The following is a 25,520-nucleotide window of genomic DNA, read 5'->3' on the forward strand; positions in this document are numbered from 1 at the left end:
CGGCGAAAGTCTCCTCGTGAGATTTCTGGAGATCAAAGCATGGTTACCGAACTGAGAAACGAGAAAAAGGCCTGGTCGGTCCTGATCGTGAGCACGCTGGCGTTCACCGTCTGTTTCATGGTCTGGATGATGTTTGGCGTCATCGGCATCCCGATCAAGAAGGCGCTCAATCTCAATGCCACGCAATTCGGCCTCCTGACGGCCGTGCCGGTGCTGACCGGCTCACTGGTTCGCGTGCCGCTGGGCATCTGGACCGACAAATACGGTGGCCGGATCGTGATGGCCATTCTGATGGCCATCACCGTGCCTGCCATCTGGATGATGAGCTACGCCACCGAGTACTGGCACTTTCTGACCATTGGCCTGTTTGTCGGTCTGGCTGGCGGTTCGTTCTCGGTGGGCACACCCTATGTCGCGCGCTGGTTCCCAAAAAACCGCCAGGGAACGGCCATGGGGGTTTACGGTGCCGGCAACTCCGGCGCAGCGGTGAACAAGTTCGTAGCGCCAGTGTTGCTTGTGGCCTTTGGCTGGGCCATGGTGCCGCAGGTGTACGCCGCCATCATGCTGGGAACCCTGGTGCTGTTCTGGCTGTTCAGTCACAGTGATCCGGCGCACCTGGTGCCGAGCAACACCCGATTCGTGGATCAGCTCAAGGCGCTGAAGGACCCCAAGGTGCTCAAGTACTGTCAGTACTACAGCATCGTGTTCGGCGGCTACGTGGCGCTGTCGCTGTGGATGGTGCAGTACTACGTCGGTGAATATGGTCTGGACATCCGGGTCGCGGCCCTGCTGGCGGCCTGCTTCTCGCTGCCCGGCGGCGTATTGCGCGCCATCGGCGGTGTGCTGTCGGACAAATACGGCGCGCACAGCGTGACCTGGTGGGTGATGTGGGTGAGTTGGATTTGCCTGTTCCTGCTGAGCTATCCGCAGACCGACTTCACGATCCAGACAGCCAACGGGCCCACGACCTTCCACATCGGTCTGAACGTCTATGCGTTCACCGCGCTGATGGCCATCCTGGGCGTGGCCTGGGCCTTCGGCAAGGCCAGCGTCTTCAAGTACATCAGCGACGACTACCCCAAGAACATCGGCGCCATCAGCGGCATCGTCGGCTTGGCGGGTGGCCTGGGCGGATTTGTGCTGCCAATCCTGTTCGGCATGCTGATGGATCTGACCGGCATCCGTTCCACCGCTTTCATGCTGATGTATGGCGTGGTCTGGGTATCTCTCATCTGGATGTACTGGACGGAAGTCCGACGCACCCCACTTATGGGCGGCGAGCCCGCAACCGGCGTGGCCTGAAACCGTCAGAGCCCAATCAAAGAAAGGCAATTCACCATGGCAAGGATTCAGAACTGGAAGCCGGAAGATCCGGTTTTCTGGAAAGAAACCGGCAGCGCACTGGCGTGGCGCACCTGCGGCGTGACCACGTTTTCGCTGATCTTCTCGTTTGCAACCTGGTTCATCATGAGCGCGGTGGTGGTGCGCATGCCGGCCATCGGCTTCAAGTTCACGACCACCGAACTGTTCTGGCTGGCGGCGATTCCCGGGCTGGCCGCGGGCATTCTGCGGCTCATCCACTCGAACTTCATCCCGCTGCTGGGTACGCGATCGGTGGTCAGCATTGCGACGATCCTGAAGGTGCTTCCGATGGTCTGGCTCGGCTATGCCGTCCAGGACCTGAACACGCCGTGGAGCACGTTCATGATCATCGGCTTCCTGTGTGGCATGGGCGGTGGCGATTTCTCGTCCTTCATGCCCTCCACCAGCATCTTCTTCCCGAAGCGCCTGCAAGGCACGGCCATGGGCATCCAGGCCGGCATCGGCAACTTCGGCGTTTCGGTGGCGCAGTTCGTCGCGCCCTGGATCATCGGCTTTGCGGCGCTGGGCACCGTCGTCGGCGGGCCTCAGGTCTTCACCAAGGCCGACCCGATCAAGGGTGCGATCACGGTCACCAAGGACGCCGGCATTGTCAAGGATGTGGTGATCAGCCAGCCCGAACTGGCCACGGCGATCGAGGTGGTCAAGGAAGACGGCGTGCTGAAGAACGTCGTGCTGCGTGAGACCGACAAGGTCAAGGCGATCAAGGCCGAGGTCAAGAAGGACGACAGGGGCCAGATCACTGAAGTGGTCACGACCAAGGGCGTGGCCATCGATGTCAAGCGCAATGCTGCCGGTCAGATCACCGATGTGGCGGTGCGCAGCGTGGTCAAGAAGGGCATGTGGCTGCAGAACGCCGCCTTCATCTGGGTGCCTTTCCTGGTGCTGGCCTTCATCCTGTCGGTTGTCTTCCTTCGCAGCCTGCAGCTGCCGGTGCGCGGGTTCATGGGCCAGTTCGAGATCCTGAGCGGCCGCAACCGTGCGCGCGTGCACACCTGGAACTGCACCATGACCTACATCTGCTCGTTCGGGTCGTTCTCGGGCTTTTCCGCCGCGTTTCCGATGCTGATCAAGACGCTGTACGGCGGCTTCGACGGCGCCCCCGATCCGCTGGCCTATGCCTACATCGGTCCGCTGATCGGCGGCCTGGTTCGCATGCTGACAGGTGGATTTTTCGACAAGATCGGCGGCAGCAAGGGCATGCAGTGGACCACGGTCGGGCAGATCGGCGGCGTGGCCTTCCTGGTCTTCGGAGGCTACCTCACGCCCACCAGCATTGCCCAGTTCGACGGCTTCCTCTGGGGCATGCTGTGGATCTTCCTGATGTCGGGCATCAACAACGCGGCCACGTTCCGCCAGTACCCGATCGTGTTCGCCTATTCACCGGCCAAGGGCGCGCAGATGCTGGGTTGGACGGGTGCCTGGGCGGCGTTCGGTCCGTTCGTCTGGAACTCGCTGATTGCCACCTCGCTGGAAAAGACCGGCACGGTCACCGCGTTCTTCATCGGTTGCGCCGTGTTCTACGTGTACTCGCTGCTGGTGAACTGGTGGTACTACACCCGCAACGGCGCCGAGCGCTTCGACTACGGCAACGGCGGTGGTACCTGGTGGGACAAGCTGTCGGAATCCGAGAAAGAGCGCATGAAGCGCATCGACCTCGGACAAGCCGCCTGAGAGACGGAGCCCCGACATGAGCAACCTCCTTCACATCGGCGCCGTGGTCTACGGAATCGTCCTGGCAGCGGGCGTCTTCGTGACCCATCCGGTGACCGAGGCGTTTCGCGTGGATGCGATGTTTCTGCCCCAGGCGACTGACAAGACGCGACCGCTGAACCTGATCTTCGGGTTGCTGGTGGCGGGTTACGGTGCCTGGTCGCTGTGGGGGCAAGGATGAATGCAGGCCGCCTGGCCGGCTGTCTGAGATGGGGGGCGAACGCGGGGGTCGAATGGCCGCGCGTTGCCCCGATTGTTAGCTGAAAGGAAATCACGACCATGAGCCACTTTCTGGATCGACTGAGTTATTTTTCGAACCCCCGGGAGTCATTCTCAGGTGACCATGGGGTCACCACCGGCGAAGACCGGACCTGGGAAGATAGCTACCGTAACCGCTGGGCCCACGACAAGATCGTGCGCTCGACGCACGGCGTGAACTGCACGGGCTCCTGCTCGTGGAAGATCTATGTCAAGGGCGGCATCGTCACCTGGGAGACCCAGCAGACCGATTACCCTCGCACCCGTTCCGACCTGCCCAACCACGAACCGCGCGGCTGCGCACGGGGCGCGTCCTACAGCTGGTACCTCTACTCGGCCAACCGGGTCAAGTACCCGATGGTGCGCGGCAAACTGCTCAAGCATTGGCGCGCGGCGCTGGCCGTGGCCAAGAGCCCGGTGGACGCGTGGGCCAGCATCGTGGAGAACACCGAGGCCCGGCGTGAATGGCAGCAGCAACGCGGCCTGGGTGGCATGGTCCGCAGCACCTGGGACGAAGTGAACCAGCTCATCGCCAGTGCCAATGTCTACACCGCCAAGAAATACGGGCCGGATCGCGTGATCGGCTTCTCGCCGATCCCGGCCATGTCCATGGTCAGTTACGCGGCGGGCTCGCGCTACCTGTCGCTGATCGGCGGCGTCTGCATGAGTTTCTACGACTGGTACTGCGACTTGCCGCCGGCCAGCCCGCAGATCTGGGGCGAGCAGACCGATGTGCCCGAATCGGCCGACTGGTACAACAGCACCTTCATCATCGCCTGGGGTTCCAACGTGCCCCAGACCCGCACGCCTGACGCCCATTTCTTCACCGAAGTTCGCTACAAGGGTGCAAAAACGGTGGCGATCACGCCGGACTACGCCGAGATCAGCAAGCTCTGCGACATCTGGATGCACCCCAAGCAGGGCACCGACGCGGCGATCGCGATGGCCATGGGACATGTGATCCTGAAGGAGTTCTATTTCGACAAACGCTCGGCGTACTTCGACGACTACGTGCGCCGCTACACCGACATGCCCAACCTGGTGCAACTGGAAGCGCGCACCCTGCCCGACGGGCGCAAGGTCGTGGTACCCGGGCGCTATCTGCGCGCCAGCGACTTCAACGGCAAGCTGGGCCAGGACAACAACCCCGAGTGGAAGACGGTCGCCATCGACCAGGACGACAAGGTCGTGCTGCCCAACGGTTCGGTCGGGTTCCGCTGGGGCGCTGAAGGCCGTGCCGATGCCGGCAAGTGGAACCTGGAGGACAGGGAAGCGCGCGCCGGTGAGCAGGTCAAGCTCAAGCTGAGCCTGATGGAGGGCGAAGGCAGCGCCTACGAGGTGGGCGAGGTGGCCTTCCCCTATTTTGGCGGCATCGACACCCCGCACTTCAATGCCAACAAACAGGCGGGCGCCACCGACGATGTGCTGGTGCGAAAAGTTCCGGTGCGCCGCATCAAGCTCGGCAAGGCCGGTGACGAGCGCTATGCGCTGGTCGCCACCGTGTTCGACCTGACGGTGGCCAACTACGGCGTGTCCCGCGGCCTGCCAGGCGACACCGGCGCCACCAGTTTTGACCAGGACACGCCCTACACACCGGCGTGGCAGGAAAAGATTACCGGCGTCAAGCGCGACCAGGTGATCGCGGTGGCGCGCCAGTTCGCCGACAACGCCGACAAGACCCATGGCAAGTCCATGGTGATCATCGGCGCGGCGATGAACCACTGGTACCACGCCGACATGAACTACCGCGGCATCATCAACATGCTGATGATGTGCGGCTGCATCGGCCAGAGTGGTGGTGGCTGGGCCCATTACGTGGGCCAGGAGAAGTTGCGACCACAGACCGGCTGGACCGCGCTGGCCTTCGCGCTCGACTGGGCGCGCCCGCCGCGCCAGCAGAACAGCACCAGCTTCTTCTACGCCCACACCGACCAGTGGCGCTACGAGAAACTGGGCGTTGAGGAAATCCTCTCGCCGCTGGCCGACAAGTCGAAGTTCGGCGGCAGCCTGATCGACTACAACGTGCGCGCCGAGCGCATGGGCTGGTTGCCCAGCGCGCCCCAGTTGCAGACCAACCCGATACAGGTGGTGCGCGACGCGCAGGCCGCCGGCCTGGACCCGAAGGACTACGCAGTCAAGGCGCTGAAGGATGGCAGCCTCAAGATGAGCTGCGAAGATCCGGACAACCCGCTGAACTGGCCGCGCAACCTGTTCGTATGGCGCTCCAACCTGCTGGGCTCCAGCGGCAAGGGGCACGAGTACTTCCTCAAGCACCTGCTGGGCACCACCCACGGTGTGCAGGGCAAGGACCTTGGGCTGAACGACGCGAAACCCACTGAAGTGCAGTGGCACGACGAGGCGCCCGAAGGAAAGCTCGACCTGCTGGTCACGCTCGACTTCCGCATGAGCACCACCTGCCTGTACTCCGACATCGTGTTGCCCACGGCCACCTGGTACGAGAAAAACGACCTCAACACCAGCGACATGCACCCGTTCATCCACCCGCTGTCCACCGCGGTCGATCCGGCCTGGCAGAGCAAGTCCGACTGGGAGATCTACAAAGGATTTGCCAAGGCCTACAGCGAGGTGTGCATCGGTCATCTGGGCGTCGAGAAGGAACTGGTGCTCACGCCGTTGATGCACGATTCACCGGCCGAACTGGCGCAACCGTTCGACGTGAAAGAGTGGAAAAAAGGCGAGTGCGACCTGATCCCCGGCAAGACAGCGCCGGCGATGGCGGTGGTCGAACGCGACTACCCGAACGTGTACAAGCGATTCACCGCCCTGGGCCCGTTGATGGAAAAAGTCGGTAACGGCGGCAAGGGCATCGCCTGGAACACCCAGACCGAAGTCGGGCAACTCAAGGACCTCAACGGTCTGGTCCAGGCCGAAGGACCGACCAAGGGCATGGCCCGGATCGACAGCGACATCGACGCGTGCGAGGTGGTGCTGCAGCTCGCCCCCGAGACCAACGGCCACGTGGCGGTCAAGGCATGGGAGGCGCTCTCGAAAATCACCGGACGTGACCACGTGCACCTGGCGCTGCACCGCGAGGATGAGAAGATCCGATTCCGCGACATCCAGGCCCAGCCGCGCAAGATCATCAGTTCGCCCACCTGGTCGGGGCTGGAGAGCGATAAGGTCAGCTACAACGCGGGCTACACCAACGTTCACGAACTGATCCCGTGGCGCACACTCACGGGGCGCCAGCAGTTCTACCTGGATCACCCCTGGATACTGGCCTTTGGCGAGGCGCTGTCCAGTTACCGGCCGCCGGTGGATCTCAAGACCGTCGACGAGGTGATGAACCGCAAGCCCAACGGCAACACCGAGATCACGCTGAACTTCATCACGCCGCACCAGAAGTGGGGCATCCACAGTACGTACAGCGACAACCTGCACATGCTCACGCTCAACCGCGGCGGCCCGGTGATCTGGCTCAGCGAAGACGATGCCAAGCGTGCCGGCATTGTGGACAACGACTGGGTGGAGCTGTTCAACGCCAACGGCGCGATCGCCGCGCGTGCGGTGGTGAGCCAGCGGGTCAACCCCGGCATGGTGCTGATGTACCACGCCCAGGAAAAGATCATCAACACCCCCGGGGCCGAAATCACCGGCACCCGTGGCGGCATCCACAACTCGGTGACCCGCATCGTCACCAAGCCGACCCACATGATCGGCGGCTACGCCCAGTTCAGCTACGGCTTCAACTACTACGGAACCATCGGCACCAACCGAGACGAGTTCGTCATCGTGCGCAAGATGCGCAAGATCGACTGGCTCGATGGTGAAGGCACCGACAGCGTTCAGGCCTGAAGCGAAGAACAAGGAGAAACACGATGAAAGTCAGAGCTCAAATCGCGATGGTCCTGAATCTGGACAAGTGCATCGGCTGCCATACCTGTTCAGTGACCTGCAAGAACGTCTGGACCAGCCGACCAGGTGTCGAATACGCATGGTTCAACAACGTCGAGACCAAACCAGGCATCGGCTATCCCAAGGACTGGGAAAACCAGGACCGATGGAACGGTGGTTGGGTGCGCCATGCCGACGGTTCGATTGTTCCAAAGCAAGGTGGCAAGTGGTCCTTGCTGATGAAGATTTTCAGCAACCCGAATTTGCCGCAAATTGATGATTACTACGAGCCATTCACATTCGACTACGACCATTTGCAATCGGCCCCCGAGAGCAAGGCTGCGCCGACCGCACGGCCGCGCAGCCTGATCACCGGCAAGCGTATGGAGAAGATCGAATGGGGTCCTAACTGGGAAGAAATTCTCGGCGGCGAATTCAGTAAACGCAGCCAGGATGCCAACCTCGCGAACTTCGACAAGGTCCAGAAAGACATGGTCGGTCAGTTCGAGAACACCTTCATGATGTACCTGCCGCGCCTGTGTGAGCATTGCCTCAATCCGGCGTGCGTGGCGTCCTGTCCCTCCGGTTCCATCTACAAGCGCGAGGATGACGGCATAGTTCTGATCGACCAGGACAAGTGCCGTGGCTGGCGCATGTGTGTCAGCGGCTGTCCGTACAAGAAGATCTACTACAACTGGCAGACCGGCAAGGCCGAGAAGTGCATCTTCTGCTACCCGCGCATCGAGGCGGGCCAGCCGACGGTCTGCAGCGAAACCTGTGTCGGTCGTATCCGGTACCTGGGCGTCATGCTTTACGACGCCGATCGGATTGCGGAGGCCGCAAGTGCGCCCAACGACAAAGACCTTTACCAAGCCCAACTCGACATCTTCCTGGACCCTAACGATTCGCGGGTGATCGAGCAGGCACGTAAAGACGGCATTTCGGAGTCGTGGCTGGAAGGTGCGAGGAATAGTCCGGTTTACAAGATGGCCATCGACTGGAAGGTCGCTTTGCCTCTTCATCCGGAATATCGCACGTTGCCGATGGTTTGGTATGTTCCGCCGCTGTCGCCCATCAGCGCTGCGGCAAACGCCGGCCAGATTGGCGTGAATGGCGAGCTGCCGGATATCAACCAGCTGCGCATTCCGGTGCAATACCTCGCCAACCTGCTGACCGCCGGCGATACCGGTCCGGTGGTGCGGGCGCTTGAACGCATGCTGGCCATGCGCGCCTACCAGCGCGGGCGGCATGTTGACCAGGTGCAGAACCTGACCGTGCTGGAACAGGCAGGCCTTTCGGTAGCGCAGGTCGAGGAGATGTATCACGTGATGGCAATTGCGAACTACGAAGACCGCTTCGTGATTCCTTCCAGTCATAGGGAGTACGCCGAAAACGCCTTTGACCTGCGCGGAGGCTGCGGCTTCTCGTTCGGCAACGGATGCTCGGATGGGGCATCCGAGGCCAGCCTGTTCGGTGGCAGCAAACGCCGAACCATCCCTATCCAGTCGGTTGTCTGAAGGAGGAATGACCCGTGAAAACTCCACGTTACTCCCTGCGGGCGTTGGCGGCGCTGTTGCGTTATCCCGACGCTGGCCTGCGTGAAAAACTGGCGGGACTTGTGGCCGCGATTGATGACGAGGCCGTTCTTTCAGCGGGCCGGAGGAGCGAACTGCGGGCCTTGGCGGCCGATCTCGCCCGGCTTGACCCGATGCAGGTCGAAGCGCGCTATGTCGAGACTTTCGATCGAGGCCGGTCTACATCCCTGCACCTGTTCGAGCATGTGCATGGCGATTCCCGTGACCGCGGTCCTGCAATGATCGATCTCGTTCAGACCTATGAGAAAGCCGGTCTCTACCTGGGGCCGGATGAACTGCCCGATCACCTGTGTGTGGTGCTGGAGTTCGCCTCGACCCAGCCCGCTGGCGTGGCCCGTTCCTTCCTGGCGGAAATGGCGCATATCCTGGCTGCCGTATTCAGTGCCTTGCTCAAACGCGGCAGTCCTTATGCCGCTGCCGTGGCCGCGGTGCTGGAGCTGGCGGGCGAAAAGGTCCAGCCGGTCCCGTTTGAAGCCGATGAGTCCATGGACGACAGCTGGGGCGAACCTGAGGCGTTTGCCGGCTGCAGCACCCGTGGGCAAGCCCGGCCGGGCGATCCCCAACCTATCCATATTGTTCGCAAGACCGTCTCTCAAGGAGTTCCAGCATGAAGGACTACCTCATTCAGTTCCTGTTCGGGTATTACCCCTACATCTGCCTGACCGTATTTCTGTTGGGGAGCCTGATCCGTTTTGATCGGGATCAGTACACCTGGAAAAGTGACTCGTCGCAATTGCTGCGGGCCGGCCAGTTGCGTTGGGGCAGTAACCTGTTCCACATCGGCATTCTGTTTCTCTTTTTCGGACATAGCGTGGGCATGCTGACGCCACACTTTGTGTACGAACCCTTCATGTCCGCAGGTACCAAACAGATCCTGGCGATGGTTTCGGGCGGATTGTTCGGCATTCTGGGATTTGTCGGGGTTTCCCTGTTGCTGCACCGTCGGCTTTCGGACGAACGCATTCGCTCGACGAGCCGCACCAGCGATATCGTGCTGCTGTGGCTGTTGTGGCTGCAGTTCGCACTGGGTCTGGGGACGATTCCGTTGTCCGCGCAACACCTTGATGGATCGATGATGTTGAAGCTGGCCGAGTGGGCTCAGCGGATCGTCACGTTCCGGGGTGGCGCTGCTGAATTGCTGGCGGACGCGGGGTGGGTCTTCCGTGCCCACATGTTTCTCGGCATGACCATCTTCCTGGTCTTTCCGTTCACGCGTCTGGTTCATGTCTGGAGCGGGTTTGCCACGCTGGGCTATCTCACGCGGCCGTACCAGGTTGTGCGCAGCCGGCGCCTCGGCATGACACCGACTGCCGTTGGTAGCCGTCGCCCCACCCATTGAAAGACCCTGCGAGGATTTCATCATGAAGGCTTCCACTTCAGCGGTTACGGGGTGTGGCGATAGCGCGTGTGGTTGTCTGAGCGCCGAACCACCGCGTGCCCGCGTCAATGGACGCCTGTTGCATCGGCAATGCGACCGGCCCAGCGAATCCGCGCTGCGTGAGCTCGCCTTTGGCGAGTTGTTGCGCCAGGAGGCTGTGCGGCAAGGGCTTTTGGCCGATCAACCGGGTGACGTTGCGCCGCCACTGGATGACACCCAGCGGCAGGTCATCGAAACGATGCTGGAGAAGCAGGTTCCGACACCCCGTCCGAGTGATGCCGAGTGCGCACGCTATTACGAAGCAAACCTGCAGCAGTTTGTGGTCGGGCAGATGGTTCATCTGCGCCATATCCTGTTCGCGGTCACGCCCGGCGTCAACGTGCATGCGCTGACCGTTCGCGCTGAACAGGCGTTGCTCGAACTGTCTCGCAAGGATGTTCCCGCGGGGCGCTTTGCCCAACTGGCTGCCGAACTGTCCAACTGCCCCTCAAGCGCACAAGGTGGTGATTTGGGCTGGGTCGGGCCGGACGATTGCGCTCCGGAGCTTGCCAACGAACTGTTTCAGCTCAAAAGCCCTCAGTGGGGCATAGGCATTCACCCTCGGCTGGTGCATACCCGCTTCGGGTTTCACATTATTGAAGTGATTGGCCGCAGAAAGGGCCGGCAGGCTTCGTTTGATGAAGTCAGAGGGCGGGTGCAAACCCAGTTGACACTTAGCTCGGGTGCGCGTGGTCTGAACCAGTACATGGCGTTACTCGCGGGGAAGGCACGGATTGAGGGTGTGGTGTTGGATTCGGCGGAAACACCTCTAGTGCAATGAACCATGCGGGTGATGCACCGGATGACTTGCTTTCGCGTCTGCGGCAGTTTCACTCCGACTATTTCCCGCTGCATCAGCAGCGATTTCAGGACTTGGTGTCTCAAGGGCAACACCCGAAGACCTTGTTTGTCGGGTGCTCAGACTCCCGACTAGTTCCATACCTTCTCACCGGTGCGGGGCCGGGGGAGTTGTTCATAGTCCGCAACGTCGGCGCGTTCATTCCACCGTACGATGGTTCACACGGTCTGCACGGGACCATGGCGGCCATCGAGTTTGCAGTGCTGCATCTTCATGTAGAGCGCATCATCGTCTGCGGTCACAGTCACTGTGGCGCGATACGAGCAGCTTATGAAGGCGTGTCCGATGAGGCCATTGCGCTGAAAGCGTGGCTAAAGCTGGCAAGCGAAGCCTTGCTGCCAGTTCAACCGGGTGCCGAGGCATTCCGACGGACCGAACAAAGGGCAGTTGTGCTACAGCTCGAACGCCTTATGGACTATCCCATGGTTCGACGTGCCGTAGAAGAGGCACGGCTTACCTTGCACGGATGGCACTACGTGATCGAAGACGGTGAAATCCATGTATTTGACGCTTTGCGAGGCGGCTTCGTCGCGGCCTCGGAGGCCTCAAACAGTGGAACCGGTCCCTATCGGCCCTATGTCGATCCGGACGCACCAGAACAGGCCACCTCGCTGTAGGGTGTCGGGGCGCGAGTGCCGCAGAGTTATCGCAGACTTTTTGAGTCTCGTCATGGAACGATAGCGAGGCTGGGCTGCTGGGATGTCAGAATCCTCCCCCGGGGGCAGCATATGCCGACCGAGTTCGGCCCGCTTTTTTAGAATGCGAACGATGAAACGCGAAAATTTTGGAAGGCCCCACGACGCCACGGCCGCACAACCCATCAGCCTGGACGTCTTGCACGAAAAGTACCTCAAGCCCGGCGAGACAGGGCTGGAGGATCTGCTGCGTCGGGTGGCTCGTGCCCTCGCATCGGTGGAAAAGCCTGACATCCGCGCCGAATGGGAGCAACGTTTTCTCGACAACTTGCACGCTGGCGCCATCGGCGCCGGGCGCATCATGAGCGCTGCCGGAACCGAAATCCAGGCGACCCTCATCAACTGCTTTGTCCAGCCGGTGGGTGACGCCATACAAGGGGTGGATGGGGAGGGCTTTCCGGGCATTTACGAAGCCTTGCGCGAAGCGGCGGAAACCATGCGGCGCGGCGGGGGGGTCGGCTACGATTTTTCGCGTATTCGCCCCAAAGGCGCGCAAGTCAAGGGGACCCATTCCATGGCGTCGGGCCCTTGCAGCTATATCAACGTCTTCGACCAGAGCTGCTCCACGGTAGAAAGTGCCGGTGCCCGCCGGGGCGCACAGATGGGGGTGCTTCGGATAGACCACCCCGACGTGCTCGAATTCATCACCGCCAAACGAACGCCGGGACGCTGGAATAACTTCAACGTGTCGGTCGGCGTGAGCGACGCCTTCATGGAGGCCGTCAGCAACGACCGGCCCTGGGACCTGGTGCACAAGGCGCGGCCGGGAGAAAAGTTGTTGAAACAGGGCGCCTACCAGCGCAGCGACGGACTGTGGGTCTACCAGACCTTGGCCGCCCGTGAGTTGTGGGACACGATCATGAAGTCGGCCTACGACTTCGCTGAGCCCGGCATCCTGTTCCTTGACAAGATTGGCACCGATAACAACCTGAATTACTGCGAGACGATTTCGGCGACCAACCCGTGTGGCGAGCAACCCCTGCCACCATACGGTTGCTGCGATCTTGGCCCCATCATCCTGACGCGTTTTGTCCGCAACCCGTTCGGATTCGGCGGTGTTCCCGGCTTCGACTTTGATGCCTTCGAGGCAGCCGTGGCGACCCAGGTTCGTGCGCTGGACAATGTGCTGGATGTGACCTTCTGGCCCTTGCCTCAGCAGCAGGCCGAAAGTGCCGCCAAACGGCGTATTGGTGTCGGTTTTACCGGCATGGGCAATACCTTGGCCATGTTGTGTGTGCGTTATGACCGGGACGAAGGGCGTCGCGCGGCAGCCCGAATTGCCGAGCGCATGCGCGATGCCGCCTACCGGGCTTCGATCGAACTGGCCAAAGAAAAGGGCCGCTTTCCCAAGTTCGACGCCGCGGGTTATCTGGCGCCCGGAACGTTTGCAAGCCGATTGCCCGAGCCCATCAAGGCCGAAATTCGTCAGCACGGCATCCGCAACAGCCACCTGCTGTCCATTGCGCCGACCGGTACGGTCAGTCTGGCCTTTGCCGACAATGCCTCCAATGGCATCGAACCGCCGTTTTCCTGGACCTACCGCCGCAAGAAGCGTGAATCCGACGGTACCACCAGTGAATACGCGGTCGAAGACCACGCCTGGCGCCTCTACCGGGAACTGGGGGGCGATGTCAACCAGCTACCTGACTACTTTGTCAGCGCCCTGTCCATGTCCGCAGGCGACCATATCGCAATGATGCAGGCCGTGCAGCCCTTTGTGGACACCGCGATCTCCAAAACGGTAAATGTGTCCGAAGACTATCCCTTCGACGACTTCAAGAATCTGTATCTGCAGGCCTGGCGGGCCAACCTGAAGGGAATGGCGACCTACCGGCCCAACACCATACTGGGGTCCGTTCTGGATGTCGACACCCCGGTCGCCAAGGCGGAGCCAGCGCCGTCGGCGCCGATCGCGCCGGTTGATCCGATGCGCACCGTGATCGAAAGCCGACCCAAAGGGGCGCTGTCGGCCGTGGCCGACAAGGTCGAATACTGGACACAGGAGGGGCACAAGACGCTGTACGTTGTGGTCTCTTTCCTGCCCGTGCCCGCGGCGGACGGACTTGGCATGGTGGAAAGGGCGGTCGAATTTTTCATGCCGGTCGGCCAAAGCGGCGAATCCCAGCAATGGATCACCTCCACCATGCGGATGCTGTCGCTGGCCGCGCGCGGCGGGTTTCTGGAGCGAGCCCTGCGCGACATGCGCAAGGTTGCCTGGGATCGTGGCCCGGTGCGTCTGGGTACCTACCAGAAGGCCGATGGCACCCATGTGCCAATGTGGCACGACTCGGAGGTGGCGGCCATCGCTTTTGCCATTCAGAACATCCTGGCACGTCGCTCGCCAGCCGAGCCAGCCGCCCCCCGGCCGGCCAGCGGTCCGGCTGCACCCGAACTTCTGGGGCTGCCGACGGGCGTGATGGCCGGGAAAAAATGCCCCGAATGCGGTGCACACGCCATGATTCGCAAGGATGGATGCGACTACTGCACCTCGTGCGGGCACCTGGGGAGCTGCGGTTGACTGACGCCGCAGCCCAGGATTGGGCGGACTGGGTACACACCCTGGTCGACAGCCGCCAGACCATATTGCCCAAACGCCTCCAGGTGCCCGGACCCGATGCCCATCAATTGCAGCGCATCCTGGGTTCCGCTGCGGCCGCGCCGGACCATGGACAGATCACGCCCTGGCGGTTTGTTCTGGTGCCGTCCGCGCAGCGTGCCCGGCTGGGCGAGGTTTTTGTCCAGGCCCTGTGCGAACGCGATTCTCTGGCAACGGCAGAGCAGCAAGAGCAAGCCCGTGAGAAGGCGGACCGGGCACCGGTTCTCCTGCTGGCTGTGGCCCGACTGCACGGCGGCGACCCGGAAATCGATGCCGCTGAGCGGCTGATATCCCTGGGTTGTGCACTGCAAAACATCTTGCTGACCGCCCATGCCCACGGTTTTGGGGCAGCCCTGACCAGCGGCAAAGCCATGAAGTCGCAGGCTTTGCGCGACTTGTTTGATATTGCAGCAACGGAGCAAGCCATCTGCTTTGTCAGCATCGGCACGGCCCAATCGCGCCGCGCGGCACGGATCAGGCCACAGCCGGCGGATTACGTCAGCGAACTCGGTCCGGGTGGGGTGGGCTCCGCGGCGGGTCTTCCGGCAAACCTCGGCCCCGAACCGGGACAGCGTTGTGCACCGTAGTGCCTTGGTACTGTTCTCCGGTGGCCAGGATTCCACCACCTGCCTGGCCTATGCGTTGGAGCGCTACGAGCGGGTCGAAACACTGGGCTTTGACTACGGACAGCGCCACCGTGTCGAACTCGACGCCCGGCTGGCGGTGCGTTTGGCGCTGGCACAGCGATTTCCCGCCTGGGCCAAGCGCCTGGGAGACGACCATGTGCTCGATCTGGCCGTTCTCGGAAAAGTGAGTGAAACCTCACTGACGCGAGAGATGGCGTTTTCCATGGAGCAATCGGGTCTGCCCAATACTTTTGTGCCCGGTCGCAATCTGGTATTTCTGACGCTCGCGGCGGCGCTGGCCTACCGGCGCGATCTTCAGGTGCTGGTCACCGGCGTGTGCGAAACGGATTTCTCCGGCTATCCGGACTGCCGCGACGACAGCATGAAAGCGCTGCAGGTGGCCCTGGCCTTGGGCATGGACCGCCGCATCCTGATCGAAACGCCCCTCATGTGGATCGACAAGGCCGCCACCTGGGAGATGGCCAGACAGCTGGGTGATCGCAGCGCAACGCCCCAGGGCGGCGCTGCGCTCATTGATCTGATCGTTGAAGAAACCCACACCTGCTACCGGGGTGACCGCATTCACCGCCACCCCTGGGGATGGGGGTGTGGCGCGTGTCCCGCTTGTGAACTGCGTGCCAGCGGGTGGGTTCGCTGGAAAAATGCAAGCGCCATGCTATCAATAAAATAGCACAGTATCACCTTTTCACGCTGGGTATTGGCCCATTTTTTGCCTAAAAACAGGCGCAATCGGCCTGTCGGTGGCTCAGTAGCGCAGCGACACTGTCACATGCATCCGGTCGTCGCCCTTTTTGGGGGCATCGGGGAAACTGGCGGCCGGAAGGCGGCTGCCAGTGATCACCCGTCCGTAGTCGACGCTGACGAACACATTCGGTTCCTTGGCCCATCTCAGGCCCACGCCCACCGTGCTGGCCCGGTCCGACACCAGCCGCGAGGCATTGGGGTTGTGGTGGCGCAATTGGGCGGAGTCAAGGAAGCCCTGTAACTGCAAGCCAGGTGCCACGGGCGGCGTATTCAGTTGCAAACTGGCCATCACCCCCTGGTCGCCCTGGAGTGCCCGGTCTTTCAATCCCCGCAGCGAGCTGGCACCACCCACACCGAACTGTTCACCCGCAATCAGGGCATCCGGGCTCATCTGGAACTCCGAGCGCAGACTCAGCACCCAGCCCGATGGGAAACCCTGACTGAAGCCCAGATTGCCACGGATCGCCTTCCAGCTCCGCGATTTGATGGCCGTATTCAGTCCGCCGTTGGTAAACGATGCCAGGTCATTGCCTCGGCCGCCGGAGAGCGAGGTGACGAAATTCACCCCGTATGAAAACAGGCGGTTGTCCCCCGACTGGGTGCCAGAGAAGCCGCCGCTGAGCGAACGGCCGCGTGTATCCGGCGTTGCGGTTCCGGCAATGGCTGCACCGGAGGCGTCCAGCAACTGGGCGCCGCGGAACAGCCGGTCTGCCAGCGTGGCGTTCCATTCGAAGGACTGGCCCTCGGCCAGTGGAATCACCTTGACCAGCGCCAGACTGAACGAGTCGCCCGCTCCTGTGCTGCTGAACGCGCCAAAGCGTCCGACGACGTCCGATCGGCTGAAACTGGCCGTCAGCCAGCTGGTTTGCAGGTACAGCGGCAGCTTGTAGGTCAGACCCCATTGTTTGACGTCACCGGGTTTCTCGAACGAACTGGTCCAGACGCCGCTGAACTGATGGTCACGATCGAACACGTTGCTGTGACTGGCCAGCAGAGTGAAACGGTCACGTCCGGTCGCCGCCGTGCCACTGTTGCTCAGGTCCAGGCCGAGTTGCCAGGGCGAGGACTCCTGCACGGTTACGGTAGCGTCAATGGCGTCGGGCGCCTCCGAGGCTTTGAGCCCGACACGGACCTGCTTGTGATTGCCGGCGTTGGACATTTTTGTCTCGGTGGCAAGGGCCGCCAGATTGGGCGAGGAGCCACTGCGAAGCACCGGCAGGCCACGCTCGATATTGGCACGGTCCAGGGTCTTCATCCCTTGATAGTCCACTTTGGCGAGTTTGAAACTCACGACCTCCAGCCGAACCGTCGCTCCCAGCTCTTGCGGAGGCAGGGTCACCCGGTGCAGGCCGAAGCCCCGGCTCTTGAGTGCGGCTTCCAGGGCTTCCGACGCCTTGCCCAGTGTGTCGATACTGGCTTTGGTGCGCAAAAACGGCGCGAGCACCTCCGTCGTTTCAGAAGCCGACAGCGGGTTCTCGCCCACCACATCAAAACCGCGGATGTCGAACAGGATGACGGGTGCTGCCGCTGGCGCCGGCGATCCACCCGCCGGGGCGACGGCCTGCGCGCCTGCAGCGACCGATACGGTCAGCCCCAAGGTGGCCCACAGGGCACGGTGGAGAACCCCCCCGGGGGGGCAATGGCTTAACGGCATTGTTGAGACTCCCTCAGACCGGCTTCATTGAGCAGGTTGCGAACGGTAAATTGCTGCGTGGACGGCAGCGGCAGGCGGTCGAATTCGATGAAACGCGGCATGCGCATTGCGCGATCCACTGAGCCATCCGGACGGGCCAGCCCGATCTCGTCACGACCGAGTTGCAATACCCCGGTTGCCGTGGTCACTTCGATGTGCCCATCGCGCACAAAGATGAACAGACCTTCTTCGCCTTCACTCACCGGAGCCTGACCGAACAGATTCGGCGGTACCGTCACTCCGTCAGGGCGCGGACCCAGGGGCGTGTCGATCGAATTGATGGAACGACGCCCGCCGGTGCCGATGAACACACCTTGGCCGCTCAGCAATACCTCGGCCAGCGTCTGCCCGCCGGGTGTCACCTCGATCGAGCCCAGCCAGGCCAGCACGCTGAAACCGGTTCCGGGCGCATCCGGTTCATCGGCACAGGTTCCGGTGCAGACGATGTCCTGACCGGTTCCCCGGATACCGACCGTGGCGGTCCGGGTGGTGTAGAGCACGTTGCGGTTGTTGGCTTTGCCGATCGCACCCGAAAGCGCCCGCAGCGAGCCCTTCAGCAACGACACCAGGAACCGGCCTTCCTGCGGCTTGGCCGGATCAAAGGCGAACTGGTCCACCTTGAAGCGGGTCGTCGGGCCAAGGGTAACCCGGCTGTCATCGCGAAACACCAGAACGGCGTTGGCCCCGGCGGCCGTTTCGATCAATTCGCCCGAATACACCGGGCCACCGTTGGCCAGCAGGCGGCGCTGACCGGCGGCGTCAACGGCAAAGGCCTCTCCCTGCAATGCAACAAGACGGGCGCTGGCTTTGATGTCCACGCCCCGAGGTGCGCCACCGACCGCCGTCGACTCCCGCGCGCAGTCTCCTTGGCACAGGCGGGCATCGAAATCGGTGCCCCGAATACCGACCGTAGCGGTTGCCGTCTGCAGGCGGGCCGCGTTGGGCTGCCCCTTGTTGATCAGCCCGGTCAGCGCCCGCAGGCCGCCTTTGAGCAGATTCAAGACCATCGAGTTGTCGTTGGCCCCGTTGGAAAAGCGGTACTGGCTCAGCACCAGGTCCGACTCGGGTCGCACGGTCATGCGGGTGCCGTCGCGCAGCACCACCACCGCAGAACCCTGCGCTGCCGTGGAAACGCGGTCACCCTCCAGCAACGGGGTGCCTTTGCTCAGGCTGCGCGGCGCCTGGCCGGGGGTCTGGACGAAACCGATGCCACGGACCGATTCGATCTCGCCCGCTGCCGAAGCCGCGGGCGTGGTGGGTGACTGGGCCCACGTGGCATGACCGGCACACAAAATGAGCGCGGCCAGAGCGACGCGGGCCGGGCGCAACGTCTGTCGGGCGCGCACGGGTGCAAGGGATAGGTTCAGCGAAGACATGGTGGTCAACTCCCGGATAGTGTGCCTCAACGCGCGCAAATCGGCGGTGCTTCGTCAGTGAACAGCGCTGGGTCGCCGCGACGGCGTGGATCCTCCGGATCATCCGGGTTGTTCTGAGCTGGCGGGTTCTGCAACAGCACCGAGGCGTCCATGTTGTTCAGCGCCAGCAACAGAGGAACCAGATCCAGCGAACTGTCCGGGATCGGCGCCGGAGTCGGTGCCGGAGTGGGTGCCGGAGTGGGTGCCGGAGTCGGTGCCGGAGTCGGTGCCGGAGTCGGTGCCGGCGTGGGTGCCGGCGTGGGTGCCGGAGTGGGTGCCGGAGTGGGTGCCGGAGTCGGTGCCGGAGTCGGTGCCGGAGTCGGTGCCGGAGTGGGCTCAGGCGTTGGCTCAGGAGTCGGCGCCGGAGTGGGTGCGGGTGTTGGGGTCGGCGATGGCGAGGGAGTGGGTTCCGGCGCTATGGCCAACAGCAGCGAACCGAACTGGAGATTGGCACGGTCGACGTTGGTGGTGGTTAGCGTCGGAAGGGCGCCGGTGGTGTTTCCGCTGATCAGCGTGTAGGTGCCGGCAGGGGGTTGTGCGGGGGCGACCACGTCAACCTGCGCTCCCGATGTGAAATTCACGGTTTTCCCGGGCGCCATGATGACTTGGTCATGGCTGCTTCCGCTCATGTCGAAGTCGATCCGGGCGTTCGGCCCGATATCCAGATCGCCATTGAAATAGACCTGCCCGATCTGGCCCGCCCCGCCGGGCGTGAGTTTGCCATCCAGCGTAACGGCGCTGTCGATGTTCAGCAAACCTTTGGACCAGACCACACCGTCAATGGCGCCATCAAGAGAGCCGAGGTAGGTCCGTGCGAATCGGGAAATGTCGAGCGCGCCATCCACCGTGGCACCGTACAGATGGAGGTTGTCGGTGCCCGCCGCACGGCCAGTCAGCGTCGAGGTTGCACCGGCGGTCAAGGTGTGCACCTTGAAATCGCCGACATGCTCGGATTGCAGATGCACACCGCCTGTGGCGATCGCGACGACTTTGCCGGGTGCATCCAGCAATATCGGCGACGCAATCGTTCCGATCGAGCCGCCCGAGGCCTGCAGAAATACGCTGCCCTGGCCGAGGACATTCGCATCCTCGGCCACCGTGGCCAACAGGGTCAAGCCACCTTCCGGCGGTGGCGCTGCTGGGGGCGGGGGCGGTACTGCGGCGCCCGAAACAATGGAGGTCCCGCGAATGGCAATGTCGGCCGTCTCGAAGGTGATGCCGTTGGCACTGTCGGGGGCCACCACGGATTCCAGTGTGACAGCCCCGCTACTCTGGAAGGCAATACGTCCAGTGCCCAGTCCGAGCCCGGCGCGCAGGTTGACCGTGGTGGGTGTGTTCGCGTTGACGGCCAGAATGTCGGCGCCCGAAATCAGTTCGTAGCGCGAGAAGGCGTTGCCGCTATGGCGCAAGTCGATGGAGCCGCCGCTGGCAAGCAACTGGTTGCCGCTCATCGCCTCCGTCTGCGTCAGCGGCCCCTCGCCCGCGTTAAGTGTCACATTGCCGTTGGGCGCTGCAATTCCGGCAACGACGTCCGTGAAGCCGACCTCCAGCCCCTCGGTCCGCCCGGTGTTGCTGAAGACAAACCCTCCAGATCCGGCGCGTCCGCTGAGGACTTCGACACTGTTGGCCCGGTCCAGCACCACACTGTGCGCATCGGCGTTCAGCTTTTTGACCTGGATCGTTCCCGCAGGTGCCGACGTACTGGCCGGCGCAGAGTAGATCGACCCGGTGCTGGGGTTGTTGATCAGGCTCAGACCTTCGATCTGTGCCGGATTCAGCACCACCGCGCCTTTGATCGCGATGCCGCCGCTATAGTCGCCGCCGCCGATGACCAGGGTTTTGGCCGTGATGCGGTCCAGTTCGGCCTGCTGGAGGTTGAGCCCGTCGTTCTTGGTTGATCCGCCCAGGGTGATTTTCTTGCTGGTCGTATCCGGCAGGATCATCGTACGTGCTTCTGCACCGGAACTGACGGTTCCGTCCAGTTCAATGCGATCAGCACGCAGGCGAATCTCGCCGCTGCCACCGGACACATTGCCCACAAATGCCTCGTTGCCGATGACGATGCCGGGATATTCATCACCGTAGGAACCGGTGGCGTGCAGATCGATGCCGCCCGTGCCGGTGTTCTCTATCTGGGACGTTCCCTGCAGCAACATGCGCCCGCCCTCTGCCTTGATGCGCAAGGTTCCGTCAGTGGCGCGAACGGTTTCGCCCTCAATGATCAACGCATTTCCGTGCGCCTGGCTGTGCGCCAGGATGTCAACTGACTTGCCGGAGAGGGTTTCGCAGCCCAGGGCGCACTCATCTTTGCTGATGTTCACGCCGACCCCGCTCGCAGACTGTCCCCGGATCTCCAGCAGACCACCGGCGTGAACCTCCGAGTTGTAGATCTTTACACCGGAAAAAGTCAGGTCACCCGTCCCTTTGATCTTGATCGCGTTGCCATCGCTGCGGCTGTTCTCCACGGTGCTGAACGCAATATTCACGGCCCCAGGATGGCCCGCAGCCTCGGTCAGTGTGATGCTGCCGCCAGTCGTGCTGACTGTGACGCCGTTCATGGTGATGGCGTCGAGCCCACCGACGCTGGCTCCGCCCTCCACCACGATGTCGCCAGACCGTTCGATTCGCGACTGTTCAAGCGAGACGCCATAACCCCCTGCGCTCTTTCCCCGAATGGTCAAAGAACCGGATCCGGAAATTAGCGACTTGTCCTCGCCGCCCCAGTTCTCCTGAAGACTCACACCTGCGCCGTTTGCGCCGGCACCTTCGGAGCGACCATCAATCGTGACGCCGCCCGATGCGCTGAGCGTGAAATTACCGGAGAGATACACGCCAGCGTCCCAATTGGTGCTGCTGGTGCGCCCTTCGACAGTCACGGCCCCTTCCGTTGCCTCCAGCGTCGTGTCATCTCCCAGGTACACGCCGACTCCGGTGCTGATCGGGGCTGCAATGCCGGCTGCAACAAGAACTGACCCACTGTCTGCGGTCACCCGGGTGTTTTCCAGGCCAATACTGCCGCCCTCGCCCCGGATCGAAACGGGCCCGCTGCTCTGAATCGTCTCGCCATGGACGCGGACCGCGTGCGCACTGGAGGAGCCGCCGTCTGTGGTGCCCTCAATTTCTACTTCGCCACCCGAGATCGTCGCGCCACCGTCATAGCGGGCAATGTTGACGGCGTCCTCGCCATAGCTGCGTCCGACGAGCCGAACCTTTCCTGAGCCGGCGTGGATGGACGTATTTTCCAGTTGAACACCAATGGTCTGTCGAGTGCTTGTGTTGCCACCGGTCACGAACACATCGGCGCCAGCACTGCCGCCGGTATTGCTGTCCAGCGTCGATTGGTACAGCTTTACCCCAGAGCCGTCCAGTCCTTCGATGCGGATTTCGCCGCTTTGGGTCGAAACGGAGGTGCCGGACAGATTCACCCCCAGGTTGTAGGGTGTGTCCGTAGCACCGCGAATCGTCAGCGGGCTGGCGTCAGACCTCGAGAGGCTCGAATAGCTCACCACTAGGCCGTCCACCGGGTCACCGGTGCCGACGGCGCGCCCCTCGATCAACAGGGGGCCCGTGCCAGTAATGGTGGCATCTTCGCCGACGAATCCGTTGCCGGGGTAAAGGCCCCCGGACGTACCGATGATCTGCGCACCCGTCGCACTGCTGATCGTGCTGGCGCCGTACATCGCCACGCCGATACTTTCGCTGGCATGGCCCTGGACATCGACTTGACCCGTCCCCGCAATAAGTGTCGCCTTGTCCAGCGAAACAGCGGTACCACTGATCGTTCGATTGCTTTCGGTGCCGCCTTTGACCGTGACATTGGCACCTGCAACCGTGGTGTTGACCAGCGTGACGCGCCCGGAATTTGCCTGAACGGTGACGTTGCCGGTGGTGCCGGCATTCAGCGAGCTGGCGTTGTGCGCTTCACCCACGCGGATCTCACCGCCGACGGGGTTCATGACGCGCAGATCAATATTGCCGCCGCCACTGGTCTGGATACTGATCGGTACCGCTACCGGGCTTCCGCTGCCGCTCGGGGGTGTCACCAGATCAATCAACCCGTATCCACTGCCACCGGCGACAGTCAGCGAAATGGAATTGCCAGGCTTGACGTTGATGTCGTTGTTGCTGAAGCTGCCGTGCACGGAAATGGAGTCCGTGGCCTGCAAAACGATATTGGCGTCGAGGGCTTCGATCTCCCCTTCAAAGACCACCATCAGGGGGTCGCCGCCAGCGATGGTGCCGGGTACCGGGGTGCCAAATGTCGCGGAACCGTCCAGATCGCCATCGCCGTTGCCCCCGATGATGGACAGGGTGGCCGGATCCAGCAGCAAGGTACCGGTCCGCCCCTTGGCGGCCGTCAGGTTCGCCTTGCCACGAAAACCCAGTTGTTGTCTGCCGGACACTTCGGCGGTGCCGCCATCGCCGCCTTCGGCTCCGCCGCGCGCCTCGATGGAGCCGGCAAAGCGGGTGGCCTGATCACTCCACACGACCACGGTTCCCCCATCGCCGCGCGTGGTGGCGTTGGCTTCAAGGCGGGCACCGGAGGCAACCACCGTCTGCTGTGCGTTGGCCAGGCGGGAGTCCTGGCCCTGCCAGCCGCCGCCGACCAGGATTTCGCCACCCCCGTAGGTGCCGCTGGCGTCCACGCGGGCGGTGCTGTCCACCTGTACCTGGCGGGCCGTGGCGTGGAAAAGTCCACCCAGACCCTGAAGGCGACGGGCCGTGACCTGACCGTCAATTTCGGCACGCTCCAGTGCCTTCAGTTCAACGCGACCGCCCTCGGCCTGGACCGCCTGGACATCAATCTGGCCGCTGTGGCGCAAGGTGCTGGCAAACAGTCCAACCGCATCGGCGGTGAGTCGCCCGAGATTGACGGCTCGGTCGCTGGGCGCCTGCACCAGGAGGCGCACGCCCCCGAGCCCACGCGAGGTGATTTCGGCATGTTGGCCGGCGGCAAGAATCACCGAACCGTCCGGGGCTTGCACCAGGGCCGACGTGCCGGTCTGTACCTGGGGGGCAATCAGCGTGACATCGCCGGCGCGCGCGACGACATGGCCATCGACCTGGACCAGCCCGCTGGCGCCGCCGGCCGCGTCGCCGAACTGCAGCCGGCCCGCTTTGGCGTTGAACTCACTGATCTGCAGGGCCGACGCGGTGAACCCGGCGGTGTCGACTACCGCACCCGCACCCACGGTGATGCCGGCAGGGTTGACCACAATCACCCGGCCGTTGGAGCCCAGGGTGCCGAATATGGCTGTGGGCTGCGGGGTGACCACCCGGTTGATGACGGTACTGGTGGCACTGGGCTGGTTGAACTGGGTCACGGTTCCACCGGGCACCGAAAACGACTGCCAGTTAATGGCGGAATGCGCCGTGCCCGCGCCGTTGGTGGTGGTGATGACCGTGCGGTTGCCCTGGGTGGCCTGGGTCATGCCGCCATGGATGGCCACGCCCCCCACCGGCTGCGCGGCGGCGGGGGCCAATGCGCCCGGTACGGAAAACGCCAAGGCCAGCGACCAGGCCAGCACATGCGGGCGCACCGCGTGCGGCGCGGGAGCCGCGGCGGCGGCAGAGAGTCGACTGCGTGGGGTGCCGGTTCGGCTGGTTCGACGTGACATAAAAACCTCCGCTGGGCTGTTGCCCTGATTACTTTTGGAGTCTATCCCTTTACCACAACATTTCTAGGGAATTTGTCTCAGTTGCTCAATTCCATTCTGCGCCCACAATAAGGGTTAACCCTTGCAGTTTTCTGAATCACGGGTTCTGTATGCCGCTGACCACATGGCCGGCGGGGACGTGGCGGGCGGCGGCGGCGATGTGACCCGCCTGGTCATCAAAAAAGAAGTCCGGCCCGAACTCGCGCAGGAACTCGCCCTTGGGCAGACCGCCGAGGAACATGGCCTCGTCAACGGCAATGTTCCAGGCCATCAGCGTGCGGATGGCGCGTTCGTGCGCGGGGGCGCTGCGGGCGGTGACCAGCGCCGTGCGGATGCGCATCGACGGCGTACCGGCCTGCTGCAGGCCGTGCAGAGCAGCCAGCAACGGTTTGAACGGCCCGGCCGGCAGGGGCAACACGGCTTTGGCCCGTTCGTGGGCCTGAAAGGCGGGCAGTCCGTCGGCCTGGAAGATGCGTTCGGCCTCGTCGGAAAACAGCACCGCGTCGCCATCGAACGCAATGCGCACCTCGTTGGGGTATTGGCTGCCCGCGTGGGCGGCGTCGGTGGCCACGGTGGCTGCCGGGAATCCTTGATCCAGCGCGGCGCGAACATCGGCCGGATTGGCGGAAAGGAAGAGATTGGCCCGCAGCGGCGCCAGGTAGCGCCAGGGCTCGCGTCCGCGGGTGAAAACGCCGCGGGCCACGCCCAGACCATGCGACTGCAGCGAGCGGAAAACCCGCAAGCCCGATACCGGGTCGTTGCGCGACAGCAGCACCACCTCGACCCGTGGCTGGCCCGCCGTGTTGAAGGCCAGCAGCTTGCGAACCAGGGAAAACGCCACACCCGGGGGGGCAGGGACTTCCAGCCGGTCGAGCTGCAGTTGCATATAGGCCCGGTCGTCGGCCTGTTCGAACACCTGGTTTTCTTCTTCCAGACTGAACAGCGCGCGCGACGAGATGGCGACAACCAGTTGACCGTCCAGAGTTGCTGCCATGC

16 protein-coding genes are annotated in these 25,520 nt (G+C 62.9%); 12 read left to right on the forward strand and 4 right to left on the reverse strand.

The features are described from left to right. Positions 1-39: 39 nt before the first annotated feature. The 12 genes from AC2EBU_RS10375 (at position 40) to queC (ending at position 15,685) form a co-directional block, all read left to right on the forward strand. On the forward strand, positions 40-1,302 hold the full coding sequence (locus AC2EBU_RS10375; protein ID WP_484610346.1) for an MFS transporter: 1,263 nt from the start codon (positions 40-42) through the stop codon (positions 1,300-1,302). 36 nt (positions 1,303-1,338) lie between these two features. After that, on the forward strand, positions 1,339-3,054 hold the full coding sequence (locus tag AC2EBU_RS10380) for an MFS transporter (RefSeq protein WP_484610347.1): 1,716 nt from the start codon (positions 1,339-1,341) through the stop codon (positions 3,052-3,054). A gap of 16 nt (positions 3,055-3,070) precedes the next feature. Next, positions 3,071-3,274: a hypothetical protein gene (locus tag AC2EBU_RS10385; RefSeq protein WP_484610348.1), complete on the forward strand. Its 204-nt coding sequence runs from the start codon at positions 3,071-3,073 to the stop codon at positions 3,272-3,274. Positions 3,275-3,372: 98 nt separating this feature from the next. Next, on the forward strand, positions 3,373-7,167 hold the full coding sequence (locus AC2EBU_RS10390) for a nitrate reductase subunit alpha (RefSeq protein ID WP_484610349.1): 3,795 nt from the start codon (positions 3,373-3,375) through the stop codon (positions 7,165-7,167). Between the two features lie 23 nt (positions 7,168-7,190). Continuing rightward, positions 7,191-8,723, forward strand: coding sequence for a nitrate reductase subunit beta (narH, locus tag AC2EBU_RS10395; RefSeq protein WP_484610350.1), 1,533 nt, complete (start codon positions 7,191-7,193; stop codon positions 8,721-8,723). Between the two features lie 14 nt (positions 8,724-8,737). Then, on the forward strand, positions 8,738-9,412 hold the full coding sequence (gene narJ, locus AC2EBU_RS10400; RefSeq protein WP_484610351.1) for a nitrate reductase molybdenum cofactor assembly chaperone: 675 nt from the start codon (positions 8,738-8,740) through the stop codon (positions 9,410-9,412). Next, positions 9,409-10,140: a respiratory nitrate reductase subunit gamma gene (narI, locus tag AC2EBU_RS10405; protein ID WP_484610352.1), complete on the forward strand. Its 732-nt coding sequence runs from the start codon at positions 9,409-9,411 to the stop codon at positions 10,138-10,140. Before narJ ends, narI begins: the two co-directional genes overlap by 4 nt. Continuing rightward, positions 10,115-10,999 carry a peptidylprolyl isomerase gene (locus tag AC2EBU_RS10410; protein ID WP_484610353.1) on the forward strand — a complete coding sequence of 295 codons (885 nt, stop codon included), beginning with the start codon at positions 10,115-10,117 and terminating at the stop codon, positions 10,997-10,999. Before narI ends, AC2EBU_RS10410 begins: the two co-directional genes overlap by 26 nt. Continuing rightward, a complete protein-coding gene (locus tag AC2EBU_RS10415; RefSeq protein ID WP_484610354.1) occupies positions 10,996-11,694 on the forward strand; it encodes a carbonic anhydrase in 699 nt (232 codons plus the stop codon). Before AC2EBU_RS10410 ends, AC2EBU_RS10415 begins: the two co-directional genes overlap by 4 nt. A 151-nt stretch (positions 11,695-11,845) precedes the next feature. Next, positions 11,846-14,290, forward strand: a complete 2,445-nt coding sequence (locus AC2EBU_RS10420; protein WP_484610355.1) for an adenosylcobalamin-dependent ribonucleoside-diphosphate reductase — start codon at positions 11,846-11,848, stop codon at positions 14,288-14,290. After that, positions 14,245-14,955 (forward strand): nitroreductase family protein, encoded by a 711-nt coding sequence (locus tag AC2EBU_RS10425; RefSeq protein ID WP_484610356.1) that lies wholly within the window; start codon positions 14,245-14,247, stop codon positions 14,953-14,955. The genes AC2EBU_RS10420 and AC2EBU_RS10425 overlap by 46 nt, the downstream gene beginning before the upstream one ends. Next, positions 14,945-15,685 (forward strand): 7-cyano-7-deazaguanine synthase QueC, encoded by a 741-nt coding sequence (queC, locus tag AC2EBU_RS10430; RefSeq protein WP_484610357.1) that lies wholly within the window; start codon positions 14,945-14,947, stop codon positions 15,683-15,685. The genes AC2EBU_RS10425 and queC overlap by 11 nt, the downstream gene beginning before the upstream one ends. Positions 15,686-15,760: 75 nt before the next feature. On the opposite strand, the gene AC2EBU_RS10435 is transcribed toward queC, so the two are convergent. The 4 genes from AC2EBU_RS10435 to AC2EBU_RS10450 all read right to left on the reverse strand — a co-directional run bounded on the left by AC2EBU_RS10435 (position 15,761) and on the right by AC2EBU_RS10450 (position 25,518). Beyond that, entirely contained in the window at positions 15,761-17,413 is a 1,653-nt protein-coding gene (locus AC2EBU_RS10435) for a ShlB/FhaC/HecB family hemolysin secretion/activation protein (protein ID WP_484610358.1), read from the reverse strand. Continuing rightward, positions 17,404-18,828, reverse strand: a complete 1,425-nt coding sequence (locus tag AC2EBU_RS10440) for a FecR family protein (RefSeq protein WP_484610359.1) — start codon at positions 18,826-18,828, stop codon at positions 17,404-17,406. The genes AC2EBU_RS10435 and AC2EBU_RS10440 overlap by 10 nt, the downstream gene beginning before the upstream one ends. 26 nt (positions 18,829-18,854) lie before the next feature. After that, positions 18,855-24,485 carry a beta strand repeat-containing protein gene (locus AC2EBU_RS10445; protein ID WP_484610360.1) on the reverse strand — a complete coding sequence of 1,877 codons (5,631 nt, stop codon included), beginning with the start codon at positions 24,483-24,485 and terminating at the stop codon, positions 18,855-18,857. Positions 24,486-24,621: 136 nt separating this feature from the next. Then, positions 24,622-25,518: a 5'-nucleotidase gene (locus AC2EBU_RS10450; RefSeq protein WP_484610361.1), complete on the reverse strand. Its 897-nt coding sequence runs from the start codon at positions 25,516-25,518 to the stop codon at positions 24,622-24,624. Positions 25,519-25,520 lie beyond the last annotated feature (2 nt).

This window comes from Curvibacter sp. T50, from assembly GCF_057219955.1.

Excerpts from the sequence above, each read along its gene's own strand:
- AC2EBU_RS10375 (WP_484610346.1), top strand. The coding sequence starts at position 40 with ATGGTTACCGAACTGAGAAACGAGAAAAAGGCCTGGTCGGTCCTGATC.
- AC2EBU_RS10380 (WP_484610347.1), top strand. The coding sequence starts at position 1,339 with ATGGCAAGGATTCAGAACTGGAAGCCGGAAGATCCGGTTTTCTGGAAA.
- AC2EBU_RS10385 (WP_484610348.1), top strand. The coding sequence starts at position 3,071 with ATGAGCAACCTCCTTCACATCGGCGCCGTGGTCTACGGAATCGTCCTG.
- AC2EBU_RS10390 (WP_484610349.1), top strand. The coding sequence starts at position 3,373 with ATGAGCCACTTTCTGGATCGACTGAGTTATTTTTCGAACCCCCGGGAG.
- narH (WP_484610350.1), top strand. The coding sequence starts at position 7,191 with ATGAAAGTCAGAGCTCAAATCGCGATGGTCCTGAATCTGGACAAGTGC.
- narI (WP_484610352.1), top strand. The coding sequence starts at position 9,409 with ATGAAGGACTACCTCATTCAGTTCCTGTTCGGGTATTACCCCTACATC.
- AC2EBU_RS10415 (WP_484610354.1), top strand. The coding sequence starts at position 10,996 with ATGAACCATGCGGGTGATGCACCGGATGACTTGCTTTCGCGTCTGCGG.
- AC2EBU_RS10420 (WP_484610355.1), top strand. The coding sequence starts at position 11,846 with ATGAAACGCGAAAATTTTGGAAGGCCCCACGACGCCACGGCCGCACAA.
- AC2EBU_RS10425 (WP_484610356.1), top strand. The coding sequence starts at position 14,245 with ATGCGACTACTGCACCTCGTGCGGGCACCTGGGGAGCTGCGGTTGACT.
- AC2EBU_RS10435 (WP_484610358.1), bottom strand. The coding sequence starts at position 17,413 with ATGCCGTTAAGCCATTGCCCCCCCGGGGGGGTTCTCCACCGTGCCCTG.
- AC2EBU_RS10440 (WP_484610359.1), bottom strand. The coding sequence starts at position 18,828 with ATGTCTTCGCTGAACCTATCCCTTGCACCCGTGCGCGCCCGACAGACG.
- AC2EBU_RS10445 (WP_484610360.1), bottom strand. The coding sequence starts at position 24,485 with ATGTCACGTCGAACCAGCCGAACCGGCACCCCACGCAGTCGACTCTCT.
- AC2EBU_RS10450 (WP_484610361.1), bottom strand. The coding sequence starts at position 25,518 with ATGGCAGCAACTCTGGACGGTCAACTGGTTGTCGCCATCTCGTCGCGC.